The following is a 16632-nucleotide window of genomic DNA, read 5'->3' on the forward strand; positions in this document are numbered from 1 at the left end:
CACCATCCTTCCTATGCAGCCCACCCCGAACGGCCGGATGCACATCGGACACGGTGGCGGCACCTACCTGCGTGCCGACGTGCTCGCTCGTTCGCTGCGCGCTGAGGGTCACGACGTCAGGGTCGCCTGTGGTTCGGACGCCTACGAGAACTGGATCCTTGCCGCGTCAGCGCAGGACGGGCGCACGCCCGCCGATACATGTGCGGTCTATCACAGCGGGATCCTGAGCGACCTCACCGCGCTCGACATCAACTTCGACGTGTGGATCGACCCGCTCAACGAGCCGCACCGCCAGGCATACCTGGACATCCACACGGAGCTGTTCCGCGAGGTGTCGGCGAGCGGCGGCGCCGCTCTGGAGACCGAGCTCGTCCCGTACGCGGAAGCCGACGATTCCCCGCTGCTGGGTACGTTCATCGCGGGTGACTGCCCCAACTGCGGCGCGCCGGCCGGGGGGAGCAGCTGCACCGGCTGCAGCGAGCACTTCCAACCGAGCCAACTGCTCAACCCGCATGCCCGGCTCAGCGACACGGCGATCGTCTGGCGCGAGGAGAAGAACTGGTTCCTGCGTCCCCGCAGCGCGGCGAACCTACTTGCTGAGCTCGAGTCGACGGGCCTCGCCGCCGAGCATGTCGCGGTGGCGGCGCGCTACCTGGAACGCTCCGGTGGACGCATTCGGCTATCCGGTCCCGGCACCTGGGGCGTGACCAGCCCGCTGCTGCCGGACGGCTGGGTGCTGTCGAACAGCTATTTCCTCTACTGTCTGTACGCCTCGCGCCAGGTAGCCGACGAGGCCGCCCCCGAGCCGTTCGCGGCGGGCAGCGGCGTAGTCACGGTCGGCATCTTCGGCACGGACAACAGTGCGCCCGGTCTCATCGTGCCAGGCCTGTACGCCCAAGCCACCGAGGGACGTCTACGCGCGTTCAACCACACCGTGGTCAACGGCATGCTGGACCTGGACGGCCAGAAGTGCTCCACCAGCAAGCGCTACGGGATCTGGCTCAAGGACGTGCTCGGCAGCGGCATGGTCTCCTCAGATGAGCTGCGCTTCGCGTTGAGCGGAGTTGACCTGGATCGCGGTCGAGCGAACCTCAATCTGCCGGATCTGGTCGCGACGATCAACGGCTTCCGCGGGGCGGTCCGTGACCGGGTCGTCCCCGCTCTGACACAAGCCCCGGCTCTTGCCGGCGTCGACCAGGACGTTCTGGCCACGCAGCGACGAAGCCTTCAGCCGGCGTCGCTGAATCTCCCCAGCGCCCGCGCGGTTCTCGACGACTACTTGTTTGGCCCGGCACCCGACCCGGCACGCTGGCTGGCGAGCCTCGCGGCGCTGGCGGCTCCCCTAACCCCCCGGCTCAGTGCGGCAATCACCGCTGCGGCGGCCGGCACCGCTGGAAACGACGTGCTCAACGACGTCCTGGGCGTCGGCGATCTCACCGCTGACCGGCTCGAGTCGGTCGTGCGCAGGGGCGGTTCATCCTCGTGAACCCGGCGGACATCCGGCCCGTGCGCCGACTCAGGCCCGGCGACACGGTCCGACTGGTGAGTCCCTGTTCCCCGCCCGATCCGCATCGGGTAGAGACCGGCGTGCGGATGTTGCGGGGCTGGGGGTTACGGACTGAGGTCGCCTGGGACGGCGGCGAGCGGCCGCCCGAGATCCGCGCGGCTGAAATGCAGCAGGCCCTGGAAAGCCCGGGCGTCCATGCCGTTCTGGTGACCCGAGCCGGCAAGGGCGCCGAAGAGCTCTTGCCGCTGCTCGACTTCTCCGTACTGGAGCGGCAGCCAAAACCCGTCTGCGGGTTCAGCGACGTCACCTTCTTGCACCATGCCATCGCTGCGGCCGTACGGCGGCCGAGCTTCCACACGCCGGAGCTCGCCTGGAGCGTACGGCTCAACGGTGAGCACAGCGCAGCCAGTCTGCGCGAGACTCTCCTCGGCGAGGCGTCCGGACTGCAGGCTGGGCAGGGTGTGGTGCGCAGCCGGGGTCCGGCGGTGACCGGTCGGTTGCGCGGCGGCAACCTTTCGGCCCTCGCCCGTATCGACGCGACCGCCGCGGCTAAGGGCGACATCCTCTTCCTGGAGGAACTGCGGGAAACCCCGCAGACCGTCGGGGAACTGCTGAACCGGATCACGGCCCGAGGGCATCTCGCCGGTGTCAGCGCTGTGGTCTTCGGCCAGTTCGTCGAGTGCGGCGACGCAGAGCAGCTCCGGGCGGTACTGGACGACTGGTGCGAGCGGTCGGTGCAGACCGTGCTGGCCGGCATCCCGGCCGGGCACGGAGTCGAGCAGGAGACCATGGCAATGGGCTGGCCCGTCTCGGTTGAACCCGCCACCGGGACGCTCAGCTACGTGTCGAGCCCCACCGACGCCGGACTGACGTGGTGACCGGCCGATCCACAGCACACCATTGAAAGGCACACCTACCCGTGAAAAAAATCATCGTTACGAATACCGGCGACCTTGCTATGAGCCGCCAGCTGCTGGCCGACCCCGATTTCGACATCCTGGTGGTCACCGAGCACCGGTTCGCGGACCAGTACCCTGCAGGCACCCAGATCGTCTTCGTCGACAGCCTGAACGATCCGGCGGCCACCGTCGAGCAGGTAATCGCGCAGGCCGACGTCAGCGATCGCACGCATGTGATCTCCCTGTCGGAGCGGGCCGCCCTGGCCGCCGGCTACCTCCGTAGCTATCTGGCGCTGCCGGGCGCCTCGAGTGAGACGATCCTGCGATCCACCAACAAGTTCACCATGAAACGGCGATTCGGCGAGGCGGGCCTGCCGACGACCGACTTCCGTCTCGCGGGCAGCGCCGCCGAAGTGCGCCCCGCCATCCAGGCGATCGGTCTGCCCGTTGTGATCAAGCCGGTGATGGGCGCGGGCGCCGACGCCACCCGACTCGTCTCCGAGCCGGCCGAGCTGAACCGGGCGCCGTTCCAGGAGCTGCTCGCCCGGCTCGCCGACCCGGCCACCACCTCCGAGAAGGCGTTCCCCGTCCTGGTGGAACGGGGCCTGCCCCTGACCGGCGAATACCACTGTGACGGCCTGATCCGGGAGGGGCGCGTCCGCTACATTCGGGTCTCCCGCTACACGACGCCGATTCTGCCGTTCATGTCGTCGGAGGCTCGGTTGTTGGGCTCGTACACGCTGCCGGCCGAGGATCCGATCGCGGCGCGGATCATCGCGATGCACCTGCGGGCCGTCGAGGCGGTCGGCCTGATCGACGGCGTCACCCATTTCGAGGTCCTTGAGGTCGGCGACCAGTTGTTCGCCAGCGAGCTGGCGGCGCGACCAGGCGGCAACGGCATCCGCCGGATGCTGCAACTGCGTGACGGCTTCGACTCCAAGGCCGCGCACGTGGCGACAAGCATCGCGGAGCCGTACAGCTGGCAGACGGCCGGCGGAGACACTGAGATCGCTCACGTCAACCTTTTCGCCCGCCGCGGACGAGTGCTCGAGATCAGCACTGCGGCCGATTTCGCCGACATCCCCGGCATCGTGGAAGTAGACATGCGCCACACCGCAGGTGATGTGATCGGCGGTCTGATGGACTCCTCGACCGTGAGCGGCATCGTCTACGCCCGCGTGTCGAACGCTGCCGATGTGACGGCCCTCGTCGACGCGCTGGCCGAGGCGTTCCGACTGGAAACCGAACTCGTACCCGCGTGAGCGCCGACACGACCCCCACCCAGCAGGAGAATGCCGGAACCTGGCGGACCACCCGCCAGGTGCTCGGCAATCGGACTGTCCGTAACCTGTTCGCCGCACGGAGTATCTCTGTGCTCGGCGACATGCTCGTTCCGGTCGCCTTGGCGTTCGCGATCCTCGACATTACCCATGACGCGGCGGCGCTCGGCGTGGTGCTCGCCGCGCGAGCGCTCCCGGCGGTGGTGTTCCTGCTCGTCGGGGGAGCTCTCGGCGACCGGTACCCACGCCGGACGATCATGGTCACATCGAACATCGTGGCGTTCGCGGCGCAACTCGGCATCGGTGTCGTCATTCTCGCCAACGGCGGACCGATCTGGGTCATCGCAGCGCTAACTGCGGTGCGTGGCGCGGTCAGCGCCTTCTTCAACCCCGCGTCGACGGCGGCCGTCTCGGCCGTAGCCGGACCGGGGCGGCGCCAGCCGACATTCGCCCTGTTCTCTCTGGTCGGCACCATCTGCGAGGTCAGTGGCCCGGCGGTGGCCGGACTCCTGCTCCTCGCCGTCTCGCCGGGCTGGGTGATCGTGATCGACGCCGCCACGTTCCTGATCAGCGCGCTGCTGATCGGCTCGTGCGGACCGCTCGGATCACCCTCCGGGGCGGCACGCCGGGAGTCCTTCTGGCGGACAATGAGCGCAGGCTGGGTGTATGTCCGGCGCACGCGATGGCTGGTGGTCCTGATCGCGAGCGCCACGATCTACCAGTTCAGCTTGCTCTCCAGTGTGCAAGTGCTCGGCCCGCTGGTCGCCAACCGCAGCCTGGGCGGTTCCTCGGCGTGGGCCGCAGTCCTGACGGCGCTCGGGGCCGGCGGCGTCCTCGGCAGTTGGCTGGGCCTACGTTTACAGGCCCGGCGGCCGTTGTTGCGCGGCTACCAGCTGATGCTTTTCGCCGCCGGGCCGACCCTGCTCCTGCTGGCAATCCCGGCGCCGCTGCCACTACTCATCTGCTCGGAATTCGTCGCCGGCGCGATCGTCACCTACTTCTCGACCGTGGAGAACGCAGTGATCGGCGGACATGTGCCACCCGGCATGCTGTCGCGTGTCGACGCGGTCAACCGATTCGGGTCGATGGCCCTGCGGCCGCTGGGAATGGCCTTGGTAGGGCCGGTCGCCGCCGCGATCGGGCTGACCACGACCCTGGTCGGCGGAGCAATGTTGACGCTCGCCGCCGTCGCCGCGCCGCTTGTTTTCCGGGAGATTCGAGATCTGCCCGGCGAAGCTCCCACGACTGAGTCGCCTTCGTGAAGCCGCATGAAGGCACTCCCGGTGGCGTCCAAACTCTACGAGCGGAGGGTCTCCGCGGATGATGTCGCGTCGCCGACGCTGGACTGTTACGTCGCGCACGGACGTCGCCGGCTCCGCCGCTATGCGCAGAGAAGGAAGGCACAGGTCCTATGTATATCACCGACAAAAACAAGCTCCTCGTCGGTTTCGTGACATCCGAGGAGATCGAACAGGAGCCTTGGGCCCGAGGCGGCTCGGCGCCTGATGTCATCCGAGTGATCGACCCGGAGAAGACCGAGGAGGCGGCCCTGGCTGCTCTCGGGTTTGTCCGCCGCCCACGATGGGTGAACTGGTGCGCCGCCGTGCGCGACTCGGAGGAAGAGTTCGTGTCGCTCCTTTCGAAAAAACAGCGTCGGGAAATACTCGTCGGACGCCGGTTCATCGAAAGCGAAGACTTGCGTATCGAAGTACGCCCCGGACTGCGGCCTGACCTCCTCGACGATTTCCTCTCCCTTTACGACAAGCAGATCGCTCTGATGCCGAATGGCGTCAACGTCGCCCGGAGTCAACGCGACGCACTTCTAGCAGCAGCTGAAGATCACGTCGGAATTCATCTCTACGCAAGCGACGATATGGTCGCCGCCTCCATCTGGTGGCGGCGCCCCGCTCTGTCATCGCTGCAGTGCCGCTTCGCCACGACGTCGCCAAACGTCCGGGCGGGAAGTGTAACGCGCGCCATGTACATGGAGGCGCTGCGGTTCGCCCGACAGGACGGGCTCACGCTCGCCAGCCTCGGCAACGACCCGTCGCTTTTTGGACACATCGTCCAGCCGGGCCTGTACGACTTCAAGATCCGATTCGGGTTCGCGCCCGTTCCATCCGGCTTCTTCGACCCTGACCTCGGCGGACAATACGTCGACAAATTCTTAACCTTGCGTAGCCTTTCGGATCCTTCGCTCGTGGTGACCTGGGACAACCTTCCCGACATTACCGCGCCGGAGAATCCGGTTCCCCGTCATGATCTCATCGTGCTCGCCAGCACAACGGACGATGGCGGCCAAGCACTGATGCAGAACGACGCCTGCCGGCAAGTCCGGCACATCACGCTTCCGGCGAGCCAAATTGCGGCTTGACGGTGGCCGCGTATCGGCGTGGTGACCGAGCCGGTGCTGGTGGCCGAACCACCAGCACCGGGACGAGTACGGCCTTACTCGACAGTGACGGACTTCGCCAGGTTCCTAGGCTTGTCGATGTCGTGGCCGAGGGTCAGCGCCGCATGGTAGGCGAGAAGCTGCGTCGGGATCGTCAGCAGAATCGGATCCAGCTCCGGTTCGTTCTTCGGCACATCAATCCGCCGGGCCCGCACGTCCCCGAGATCCACTCCCGGATGGGTGATGACGACCAGCGGCCCCTTCCGGGCGGAAATCTCGTGCAGGGCACCGAGATTCCGCTGGAGCAGCTCATCATCGGGAATGACGGCCACGGTGGGCAGTTCCTCCGAGATCAACGCGAGCGGGCCGTGCTTGAGCTCGCTGCTCTGGTAACCCTCGGCGTGGCAGTACGTGATTTCCTTGAATTTCTGCGCGCCCTCGCGGGCCACCGGATAGCCACGGACCCGGCCGATGAAGAACAGGCTACGAGCTTGCGCCAGCTCCTTGGCCACCGCAGCGATCGATTCTTCTGTTGCCAGAACTGCCTCGATCTGCCGGGGAATCGCCTGGAGGCCAGCAACCAGTCGTTTGCCGTCCGCGATGGACATGTCCCGCACCCGACCGAGGTTGAGAGCCAACAGCGCGAAGGCAAGCGCCATGTTCGTCAGCGCCTTGGTCGACGCGACCGCCACTTCTGGGCCGGCGTGCAGGTAGATACCGCCGTCGCAGGCCCGCGCGATGGTCGACCCGACGACGTTCACCAGCCCCACGACCTGCCCGCCCTTGCGCTTGATCTCCTCAACGGCGAAGAGCGTGTCTGCGGTCTCCCCGGACTGACTGACCGCGACGTATAAAGTGTCGGGTTCAATGATGGGTTTGCGGTAACGGAACTCGGACGCCGGCTCCGCGTCGGCGGGGACCCGGGCCATCTCCTCGATCATCTGAGCGCCGATCTGGCCGACGTAGTACGCCGACCCGCAACCGATGATCTTCACCCGACGGATCGCTCGATTCGCCCGCGGATCTAGATTAAGGCCGTCCAGGCGAGCCGTCCCGAAGCGCTCCTCCAGCCGGCCGCGCAGCACGCTGGCCGCCGTGGTTGGCTGCTCCAAGAACTCCTTGCGCATGTGGTGCTCATGGCCGCCGAGCTCGTATTCGTCGGTCTGGCCGGCAACCTGAGTTGGGGTCTTCGGGATGTCGACACCATCCCCCGTGAACGTACGGAAGCCCGACGCTGTGACGGTGGCGAACTCACCGTCCTCCAGATGCACGACCGACGTCGTGTGCCGGACAATCGCGGCCAGGTCGCTGGCCACGTGAGTCTCTCGGTCACCGAGTCCGATGATGAGCGGCGATCCGCTACGGGCAAGCACGATCCGGTCCGGGAACTGCTCGTGCAGCACAGCGATGCCATAGGTACCTTCGACACGACTCACGGCCTCGACAACCGCACCTTCGAGGGTGTCCGCTGCGGAACGGGCGACGAGGTGCGCCAGAACCTCCGTATCGGTATCAGAGACCAGCTCCACCCCTGCATCTATCAGTTCCGCACGGATCTGCGCCGCGTTGTCGATGATGCCGTTATGGACAACGCAGACCCGCCCGTCCGCTGATCGATGCGGATGGGCGTTGGACTCCGTTGCCGGGCCGTGCGTCGCCCAGCGGGTGTGGCCGATACCGATCTTTCCCGCGAAGCGCGCTGGCAGGGTACTACGGAGCTGCCGCACCCGACCGACGGTCCGATGCACCCTCACCGAGCCGTTACGGATGACAGCGACGCCTGCGGAGTCATAACCTCGATACTCCAACCGTGCCAGACCGGCCAGCAACAAGGGGCTGGCGTCCTGCTGCCCCACATACCCCACGATCCCGCACACGAAGGCTCCTTCTTAGCCGTAAATGATTCGCCGCACCTGTCGTTCCGACAGGCGAGGAGGGGCCACCACACGTTCTTCCAGCTCCTCGATGAGCAGCGGGAAGATGTCCGCGTTTTGCAGCCCCTGTCGCTGAAATGTCTCGTGCCGGCGGCGGATGTAGCACTCGAGCGGCTCCCGGTAGTAGGCGATGACCTCGCCCACGATCCGCTGGGCCGTACCATGCTCAATCCCCAAGGAGTCCGCAATGCGCTCTACCAACTCGTCGTCGTGCACCAGAACATCCTGTCCGAAGCAACCACATCGAGCAAATCCTGCCCGAATTCGGGCAGGATCTGCGACTTCGTCGAGGACTCCATGAGGTTCGACCTTGTGATCAGGACTTCGCGGACTGCGGGGAGACAGCACCTTGAGCGGACAACTCAGGCGGCAGGTGCTGACCATCGAGGACATCGGTTCGGCCCACACCGATGACGAGCATCCCGTGACGTTCATCGGCTTGATCCAGACGTCGTCGAGTCAGCAAGCTTGCCCTCATGAAGTAGGAGATTCTGAGCCGGCCGTCCGCCGGTTCGTCTGCAAGTCGAGCACTTCGTCGGCATAATCACAGGTTCTCCAGGAAGGCGACGATTGTGTCGGTGGGCTGGTAGCGCCCTGGAGGAGTGCCGAGCGGCGCGGTTCTGGCCAGCGCGCGCTCCTTGAGCGCGAGGTCGGCGTGGACGTAGATCTGGGTTGTGGCAACGGATTCGTGGCCGAGCCAGAGCGCGATGACGGTGGTGTCGACTCCGGCGTTCAGTAGCCGCATGGCTGCGGTGTGGCGCAGGACATGCGGGGAGATCTTTTTCTCGGCGAGGGCCGGGCAGGCCAATGTGGCGGTCGCGGCGTGCTTGGTTACTCGCCGTTCGAGTGCGTCTCGGCTGATGGCGGTGCCTGAGCGGGTGGGAAACAGTGGGTCCGTGGGGAGTCCGCCGCGTTCGTTGATCCAGTTCTTCAGCGTGGTGACCGTGTCCTTGGTCAGCGGCGTGATCCGCTGTTTGCGGCCTTTGCCGATGCAGTTGACGTGCGCTCCCGTGCCGAGGTGGATGTCTTGGAGCGTCAGGGTCGTCAATTCCGTGGCGCGTAGGCCTGTCTGGATGGCGAGGGTGAGCAGCGCATGGTCGCGCCGCCCGGTCCAGGTCGCTTGGTCGGGGGCGGCGAGCAGGGCGTCGATCTCTGGGTCAGTGAGGTAGGTGACGATCGCGCGCTCGAAGCGTTTGGTCGGGATCGCCAGTACGCGCTGGATGACGGCCGCGTCCTCGGGGTGGCGCAGGGCGGCGTAGCTGAACAGGGAGCGGATCGCGGCGAGGCGGGCGTTGCGGGTGCGGGTGCTGTTGCCGCGCTCGGTTTCCAGGTGATCGAGGAACGCGCTGATCATGGGCGCGTCCAGGTGGGCTATCTGCAGATGGGAGGGTGCGCGACCGGTGGTGGCCGTGGCGAAGGTCAGCAGGAGTTTGAAGGTGTCCCGGTAGGCGGCGGTCGTGTGGCTGCTGGCGTGACGCTGCCGGGCCAGTCTGTCGGTGAAGAAGGACTGCAGGGTGGGGCCGAGGGTGCTCATGCGGCTTCTCCGGTGTTGAGGTGGCGTTCCAGGCGCTCGCCGGCGAGGGCGAGTAGTTCCGGAGCTGCCGAGAGGTACCAGTACGTGTCTTTCGGCTGGACGTGCCCCAGGTAGGTCGACAGGCGCGGCAGCATTGCTTGGACGTCGTCGCCGTTGCGGTAGGCGTCCAGCAGCGTCGCGACGGCGAAGCTGTGCCGGATGTCGTGAACGCGCGGCCGGCATGCCGCCGATCTGGCCGTCACGCCGGCGTTCTTGGCGATCTGCCGGAACGTTCGGCCCACGTTCGGGCGGTCCATCGGGCCGCCCGAGGACGTGACGAACAACGCCCTGACCGCCGTCGTAGGGACGAACTGGTCGCGGGCCTGCAGGTAGCGCAGCAGCGCTTCGGTGGTGCTCGGGTGCACGGGCAGCAGCCTGGACTTGCCGAACTTGCCGTCCCGCACGGTCACAATCCCCTGTTGCGCGTCGACGTCCTGATCCTGCAGAGCCAGCGCCTCGCCGACGCGCATCCCGGTCACGGCCAACAGTCCGATCAGGGTCGGATAGACCAGGGCGTGCAGGGGGAACGGAAGTTGCCGGGCTGTCGTCACCAACGCTTCGATCTGAGCGGGTGAGTAGAGGTAGGGGGTTGCCCGGCTGGATCCGTAGCGGATGAGTCCGGCCGGAGGTACCTCGTGGTGAGGGTCGCGGGCATGCAGGTAGGCCGCGAACGGGCGAACCGCGTTCAGCCGTAGAGCGTGCCACCAGGGGTCCCCGGCCGGTGCGGTCGCCCACGCAAGGGCGTGCTCGACGGTGACCGTGTGGGCGCCTTCGCCATGGAGGTAGTCCAGGAACTGTCCGAGGAGCTTTTCCGCTCGCTCGAGTTTGTAGCCCAAGGCCCGGCGGACGGTCAGGTAGTCAGCGAGGGCCTGTCGCAGGGCGCTCATGCGGCTGCCTCGGGCGTCGGCCATGGCCGGGCGACGCGACGCAGTCCCGCGATGTCGACCTTGGCGTAGATGGCTGTCGTCGCCGTGTGCTGGTGGCGCAGCACTTGACCGATCTCGGTGAGCGAACCGCCGGCGGCGAGCATGGCGGTCGCGGCGCTGTGCCGCAGCCGGTGTCCGCGGACGATTCCGAGGCCGGCTTTGCGAGCGGCCGCTGCGGCGACGTTGCTGACCGTGTCGGGGCTCATGGGCCGGTATGGGCCCCGGGCGCAGAGGAACACCTCCCGATGCGCACCCGCCTGTCGGCCGTCCTGCAAGTACGCCACGATCGCGCTCCCCGCGTCGCCCGGCAGGGGTAGTCGCTCGTGGCGGCTGCCTTTGCCTGTGATCATGATCTCGCCGCGGCGCCAGTCGATGTGTTCGAGCCGTAGGCGGGCCACTTCACCGGACCGCAGTCCAAGCCGGGCAAGCAGCGTCAGGATGGCCAGGTTGCGGCGTCCCACTGCCGTGTCCCGGTCGCAGGTCGCGAGCATGGCGGCAACCTGTTCCGCGGGTAGCGCCTTGGGTAGCCCGGCTAGTCTGCGGCCGCTGGCCGTCGGCACCGCGCTGGTCAGCCCTGCCGAAATGAAGCCCTCAACATGCAGGAAGCGCAACAGGGAGCGCAGCGCAGTGACCGTCGGTGGCACCGAGGCCGGCCGGACCTGGGATTCCGCGACGATGAAGGTAGTCACGTCCTCAGCGGTCATCGACGGTAGATCCAGGCTCCCGTGCTCCGTCAGGCCCACCAGGAACGGGCGCATGAGCTGCACCCGCAACGAGACCGTCGGCTGCGCCAGGCCCTGTTCCTTGGTCAGATAGCCGGCGAACCGGAGGAGCAGTGCATCGACCTCGCCGGCCGGCACCTGCTCGGGCGACCCGATCACACCGACGTCGCGCAGGTAAGCCAGCAATGACGCGAACGAGCCCACCCGCAACCGCGTCTGATGGCCCGTTGCGTGACGTTCAACCAGGAATTCTTCGATCACTCCTTCGCTCAGTACGTCGGCCCCAAGTGAGTGGGCCTCCAACCAGCGACTCAGCTGTCCCACGTACTGGCGGTAAAGCGTCACGGTCCTCGCCGCGTAGCCCTCGGCGGTCAACACCGCCGCGAAGCCGTCAACGTACGGCGTCAGCGGCCCGGGCATCGGTACGGCAGCACTCGACACGTTCAGTCTCCTCCCTCGTCGTCGACAGGAGGAGGCAACCGCGCCCGATAATGGGCTTATGCCGACATGTGAACCATCGAACATCAGGAATATGCGGCTACCCGCTGGTCAGTTCGGCATAACAGCCAGGTCCGCATAAGTCCCGGTGCAGGGCGTCCATCGCGGCGAGCCGGTCCAGCCGGCGGTTCCGCGGCGCCCGGTCGGGTTCCGGCAGCCAGACCAGGGGCCGGCCCGTCCCGGACACGTCGTGGATCCGCTCGGCCCGGGCGGGTGCCAGGTCGGCGAGCGCGGCCAGGATCCTGCCGATCTCCATCGTCCGCAGATTGTAGGGAACGGCCGCCGCTCCGCCACCCGCGCGGCGCGGACCTCAGCGCCGCCGGAACAGGGCGGCCAGATCCACCGCGTCGGCCATCGCCGCGCAGCCGGCGTCGTTGGGGTGCAGGTGGTCGCCGCTGTCGTAGGCCGGCAGCAGGGTCTCCGGGTCGGCCGGGTCGCCGAGCACCCGGGCGAAGTCGACCACCCCGTCGGCCTCCCGGTGGGTCCGGATCCAGTCGTTGACCTCCCGCCAGATCGCCCGCTGCTGCGGGGTGTCCATGAAGGACCCGCCGAGCGGCGGCACGGTACCCAGGAAGATCGGCAGACCCTGCGCGTGGGTCTGCGCGACGACCTGCCGGTAGCCGTCGATGATGTCGGCCGCCGGCGCGCTGAAGCCGATGTCGTTGGTCCCCTCCAGCATGATCACCGCCCGCACGCCGGTCTGCGCGTAGACGTCCCGCTCCAGTCGCGCCAGCGCCGGCACGCCCCAGTACGCCCCGTCGTCGCGCGGGGCCAGCAGCCGGTTCCCGCCGAGGCCCTCGTTCACCACCGAGAGCGTGGGGCCGGGTCGCCCGTCCAGGCGCCGGGCCAGGTAGTCGGGCCAGCGGTGGTTGGCGTTGCCGGTGGTGTTGGCGGTGTCGGTGATCGAGTCGCCGAGCGCCACCACCGAGCCGATCCGGTCGGTGCCGCGCACGTCCACCCCGTCGACAAGCATCCAGCAGGGCGTGTCGGCGTACCCGTCGGCGCCGGCCGCGAGCGCCCGGTCGCCGGCGGCCAGGTAGTTGCCCTGGGCCGTGAACGGGTGGTTGGTCACCGGCCCGGTCGGGTCCGGCACGTGCACCGACACCAGCAGGGTGGACAGCGCGGCCACGGACAGCCGTACCGGGTCGCTCAGCGCCCGGCCACCGGCGGCGACGGTCACGGTGGGCCTGCCGGCGAAGGTCAGTTCCCGGACCGTGCCGGCCCGGGCCGCGGCGCCGTCACCCTGCACCGCCACGGACGCGTGGTCCACCTTCAGCGGGGTCTCGCCGAAGGTGTTGGTGATCCGTACCCGGACCGCGGAGCCGCCGGCGGTGACGAAGGCGACGTTGCGCACGGTCTGGTCGGCCAGGCCGGCCCCGGCCGGGCAGTCCGACCAGGGGATGTCGCTGCCCACCACCGGGCTGGGTGCCCAGGCCGCGACCCAGGTGCCGGCACCGGGGGCGGATCCGCCGGGCGGGGAGCCGGCCGGCGGGGAGCCGGACGCGGACCGCACCAGCGCGCCGCCGGCCAGCACCAGCGCCACCGCGGCGGCCACCGCCACCGGGCCGAGCCGGCGCCGCGGTGCGGTCGTCGGGAACCGTACGTCGGGGTACGCACTCACACGGGTCTCCTAGAGTTGGTCGAGGTCGACGGCCGCCGCCATCGCCGCGTAACCGGCGTCGTCGGGGTGCAGGTGGTCGCCGCTGTCGTAGGCCGGCAGCAGCCGCTGCGGCGCCGCCGGATCGCGCACCACGCGGTCGAAGTCGACCACCGCGTCGAATGCCGGATCGCCGCGGAGGGCGTCGTTGACGGCCACCCGGACGACCTCCAGTTCCGGGGTGTAGTCGGGCCAGCCCTCGAACGGGGTCATCGTGCCGATGATCACCCGCAGGCCGTGCCGGTGGGCACGGTGGGCGATCTCCCGCAGCGCGGCGACGATCCGGTCCGGGTCGGTCTGGTGCGGCTCCTGCTGGATGTCGTTGATGCCCTCCAGCACCAGCAGGCTGCGCGCTCCGGTCCGGGACAGCGCGTCGGTGTCGAGCCGCTCGGTGGCGCTCGGCCCGAACGCGTCGTACATGCCCGGCAGCAGCAGCCTGTTGCCGCTGATCCCGGCGTTCTGCACGGCCATCCGCCGGCCCGGCGGCTGGCGCAGCAGCCGCTGCGCCAGGAAGTCCGGGTACCGGTGGTCGGCGCCGTAGCTGGACATGTAGCCGTCGGTGATGGAGTCGCCGAACGCCACCACCGCGCCGCGGATGCCGGTGGCGAGGACGTCGACGCCGGTGGCGAAGAACCAGGTCGAGGTCTCCCCGGTGAACGGCTGGCCGTCCGGGTCCGCCGGATCGGCCGGGTCCGCCGCGTGGTCGCCACCGGGAGCGAGGTACGAGGTGCGCATCGCCAACTGGTGCTGGGTGGCCGGGCCGGCCTGCCGCTGGACGAACACGCTGACCAGCAGGTCGGCCCGGTCCGGCACGGTCAGCGGGACCGGGTCGCTGAGCACGTCGTGGCCGGCCGGTACGCGCACCGGGACCCGTCCGTGGAAGGTGACCGTGCGCATGCTGCCGGGCCGGGCCGCGGGTCCGTCCCCGGACACCGCGCGGGCCACGGTCACCCGGCCCAGCAGCAGCGGGCCGGTACCGAAGCGGTTGGACAGCCGGACGCGTACCGCGGTGCCGCCGACGCTGATCCGCAGCACGTTCCGGGCGGTGACCCCGGTGAGGTCGTCGGTCGCGTCCAGGGTGCCGGGGCCCTCCCAGGTGCCCACCCAGCCGGCGTTCGGCGGCGCCGGCCGGGCGCCGGGGCCGGGGGCGGCGCCGCCGGAGCCGGCGACGCCCGGGCCGGCAACACCGTGGACGGCCGCGCCGGACACAGCGGAGGCGGGGACCGCGGCGGGCGGTGCGGCGGCGGGTGGTGGTGCGGCGGCGGCCGGCAGGCCGCCGAGCAGGACCGCGAGGGCGCTCAGCAACGCGACCAGGCCGGGTTTGCCGAGCCCCGGCCGAGCCGGGCCGACGGCCGGGCGGCCCGATCGGTGGATGACGCCGTCTGGACCGACCTCAGCCGTCACGGTTGCTCCTCACGACTCCGAGTTTATCAACCCATATCTATATAGTCGGGTATCGCTCCCATGGCAACCGCCTTCCCGGACCGGCTCACCGACCGGGACCGGCCACGAAGTCCACCACCGCGGCGATCACCTCCGGGTCGCGCAACAACCGGTGATGGCCGAGCCCGTCGGTCGCCCGCAGGGTCGCCCCGGTCCAGGCGGCGGCGATCGCGACGCCGTCGCCGTACGGCACCGCGGCGTCGTCCCGGTCGTGCACGACCAGCGCCGGGCACCGCAACGGCCCGGCCGATCTCGGGTACGTCGAAGTGGCGCATGGGTGCGCCGACCCGGCGCTCCACCCGCACGGTCAGCCGGCACAGGATCCGCCGGCCGAAGCCGAGCGCGCCGCGCAGTTGCTCAGCGTACGACGCCGGGCTGGCCATCGGGGCCAGCAGCACCACCCGGTCGGCGGGCAGGCCGTCGCAGAGCGCCACCGCCGCGGCGGTCGCGCCGAGCGAGTGGGCCACCACCGCGTGCGGCCGGCCGTGCATCTGCGCCACGGCGGCCAGGCTGGCGGCGAACTCCGGGATGGACGATGAGCGCGGCCCGTACCGGCCCGGGGCCGAGCGCCCGTGGCTGGGCGCGTCGAACGCCACCACCCGGTGCCCCCGCTCGACCAGCGGAGTCACCAGCGACGCCAACTGCCGGGACCGGCCGGCCCAGCCGTGCAGCAGGTACACCACCGGGCCGCTCCCCCAGGACTCCCCGACCACCCGGTGACCGTCGACGGCGACCGCGAACGGCCGGCCGGCCGGCGCCGGCGACGCCGGCTGCGAACCTGCCGGCGTCACCGGTGAGGTCCCCGGCCCACCCGGGACGCTGGGCCGCGCGGGCGGGCGGACGCTGCGCCGCGGTCGCGCCGTCGGGTCCGGCAGGGTGAACCAGATGCGTTCGGCCCAGCGGGCGCCGACGGCGGGCGCCAGGACCTCCAGGATCCGGAAGGCAGCCCGGATCGGCGCCGGGGCCGCCGGCAGGATAAGACGACCGTTCGTGCTTTTCTGCGCTCGATCCGGTGCGCTGGTGGTGGACGACATGGGACGGGACCCCCTCCGGGTCGGGCTACGGAACCGGTGGTGCGCGGTCAGCGGGCGGCGGGGGCGGCCCGGCCGTCCTCGGCAGGACCCGGGCGCGCGCCGTCGAGCAGCGCCCCGAAGGCCCGCCGGGCGCGCGACTCGGCCCGCTCGTCGCCGAACAGCCGGCAGAGGTGGTGGAACGCCAGCAGTACGCCGTCGAAGTCCTGGGCGAACTGATCGGGGTCGGCATCCGGCCGGAAGTGCCCCTCGGCGATGCCGGTGCGGAAGATCGTGGCGATCATGTCGAGCATGTCCCGCTGGTCCCGGACCAGCCGGTCGCGGACCGGACCCGGCTGGTCGTCGAACTCCACGGCGGCGGCGATGAACGGGCAGCCGCCCGGCGCCGCCGCCCAGACCAGCCACCGCTCGAACAGCTCACGCAGCCGCGGCTCGCCGCGGGGCGCGCGGATCGCGGGCCGGGCGACGGTGTCCTCGAAGGCCGTCCGGGCATGTTCGAGGACGCTCACCTGCAACCCCTCCTTCGAGCGGAAGTGCGCGAACAGCCCGCTCTTGGACATCCGCATCTGCTCGGCGAGGGACCCGATGGTCAGGCCGCCCAGCCCCACCCGGCGGCCCACCTCCACCGCCTGATCGAGCACCGCCTGCCGGGTCTGGTCACCCTTTCCCACCCCGAGATAAAAGCACGCCCGTTCGATTGAGGCAAGACCCCGGACCGGGACGACGGACCGGGACGCCGGACCGGCGCGACGGACCGGGCGACCCGGGCC

15 protein-coding genes and 1 pseudogene are annotated in these 16632 nt (G+C 69.4%); 5 read left to right on the forward strand and 11 right to left on the reverse strand.

Annotated features, from left to right (window positions below; genetic code table 11):
• The first annotated feature begins 13 nt into the window (after positions 1–13).
• From CIK06_RS15625 to CIK06_RS15645, 5 genes are all read left to right on the forward strand, one after another.
• Entirely contained in the window at positions 14–1486 is a 1473-nt protein-coding gene (locus CIK06_RS15625; RefSeq protein ID WP_157756777.1) for a class I tRNA ligase family protein, read from the forward strand.
• 56 nt (positions 1487–1542) lie between these two features.
• Positions 1543–2385 (forward strand): LD-carboxypeptidase, encoded by an 843-nt coding sequence (locus tag CIK06_RS15630; RefSeq protein ID WP_157756778.1) that lies wholly within the window; start codon positions 1543–1545, stop codon positions 2383–2385.
• 41 nt (positions 2386–2426) lie between these two features.
• Positions 2427–3668 carry an ATP-grasp domain-containing protein gene (locus CIK06_RS15635; RefSeq protein WP_157756779.1) on the forward strand — a complete coding sequence of 414 codons (1242 nt, stop codon included), beginning with the start codon at positions 2427–2429 and terminating at the stop codon, positions 3666–3668.
• On the forward strand, positions 3665–4948 hold the full coding sequence (locus CIK06_RS15640) for an MFS transporter (protein WP_095565442.1): 1284 nt from the start codon (positions 3665–3667) through the stop codon (positions 4946–4948). Before CIK06_RS15635 ends, CIK06_RS15640 begins: the two co-directional genes overlap by 4 nt.
• A 149-nt stretch (positions 4949–5097) precedes the next feature.
• The gene (locus CIK06_RS15645) at positions 5098–6060 is read left to right on the forward strand and encodes a hypothetical protein (protein WP_095565443.1); all 963 of its coding nucleotides are present in this window, start codon (positions 5098–5100) and stop codon (positions 6058–6060) included.
• Between the two features lie 74 nt (positions 6061–6134).
• On the opposite strand, the gene glmS is transcribed toward CIK06_RS15645, so the two are convergent.
• The 11 genes and pseudogenes from glmS to CIK06_RS15695 form a co-directional block, all read right to left on the reverse strand.
• The gene (glmS, locus tag CIK06_RS15650) at positions 6135–7955 is read right to left on the reverse strand and encodes a glutamine--fructose-6-phosphate transaminase (isomerizing) (RefSeq protein ID WP_095565444.1); all 1821 of its coding nucleotides are present in this window, start codon (positions 7953–7955) and stop codon (positions 6135–6137) included.
• A 12-nt stretch (positions 7956–7967) separates the two neighbouring features.
• Complete coding sequence (locus CIK06_RS15655; protein WP_095565445.1) at positions 7968–8228, reverse strand: hypothetical protein; 261 nt, start codon at positions 8226–8228, stop codon at positions 7968–7970.
• 328 nt (positions 8229–8556) lie between these two features.
• The gene (locus CIK06_RS15660; RefSeq protein WP_095565446.1) at positions 8557–9546 is read right to left on the reverse strand and encodes a tyrosine-type recombinase/integrase; all 990 of its coding nucleotides are present in this window, start codon (positions 9544–9546) and stop codon (positions 8557–8559) included.
• Positions 9543–10472: a tyrosine-type recombinase/integrase gene (locus CIK06_RS15665; protein ID WP_095567876.1), complete on the reverse strand. Its 930-nt coding sequence runs from the start codon at positions 10470–10472 to the stop codon at positions 9543–9545. The genes CIK06_RS15660 and CIK06_RS15665 overlap by 4 nt, the downstream gene beginning before the upstream one ends.
• Positions 10469–11674 carry a site-specific integrase gene (locus CIK06_RS15670; RefSeq protein ID WP_157756780.1) on the reverse strand — a complete coding sequence of 402 codons (1206 nt, stop codon included), beginning with the start codon at positions 11672–11674 and terminating at the stop codon, positions 10469–10471. Before CIK06_RS15670 ends, CIK06_RS15665 begins: the two co-directional genes overlap by 4 nt.
• A 97-nt stretch (positions 11675–11771) precedes the next feature.
• Positions 11772–11987: a hypothetical protein gene (locus tag CIK06_RS15675; protein WP_095565448.1), complete on the reverse strand. Its 216-nt coding sequence runs from the start codon at positions 11985–11987 to the stop codon at positions 11772–11774.
• A gap of 54 nt (positions 11988–12041) precedes the next feature.
• A complete protein-coding gene (locus CIK06_RS15680) occupies positions 12042–13352 on the reverse strand; it encodes an SGNH/GDSL hydrolase family protein (RefSeq protein WP_095565449.1) in 1311 nt (436 codons plus the stop codon).
• A 9-nt stretch (positions 13353–13361) separates the two neighbouring features.
• Positions 13362–14792 carry an SGNH/GDSL hydrolase family protein gene (locus CIK06_RS30030; protein WP_198347878.1) on the reverse strand — a complete coding sequence of 477 codons (1431 nt, stop codon included), beginning with the start codon at positions 14790–14792 and terminating at the stop codon, positions 13362–13364.
• Between the two features lie 85 nt (positions 14793–14877).
• Positions 14878–15048: a hypothetical protein gene (locus CIK06_RS32465; protein WP_369916216.1), complete on the reverse strand. Its 171-nt coding sequence runs from the start codon at positions 15046–15048 to the stop codon at positions 14878–14880.
• A pseudogene (locus tag CIK06_RS15690) lies at positions 14975–15865 on the reverse strand (alpha/beta hydrolase); the annotation flags it as partial. The pseudogene CIK06_RS15690 and the gene CIK06_RS32465, both read right to left, overlap by 74 nt.
• 47 nt (positions 15866–15912) lie before the next feature.
• Complete coding sequence (locus CIK06_RS15695) at positions 15913–16533, reverse strand: TetR/AcrR family transcriptional regulator (protein WP_095565451.1); 621 nt, start codon at positions 16531–16533, stop codon at positions 15913–15915.
• Positions 16534–16632 lie beyond the last annotated feature (99 nt).

Source organism: Plantactinospora sp. KBS50, from assembly GCF_002285795.1.
Classification (GTDB): Bacteria; Actinomycetota; Actinomycetes; order Mycobacteriales; family Micromonosporaceae; genus KBS50.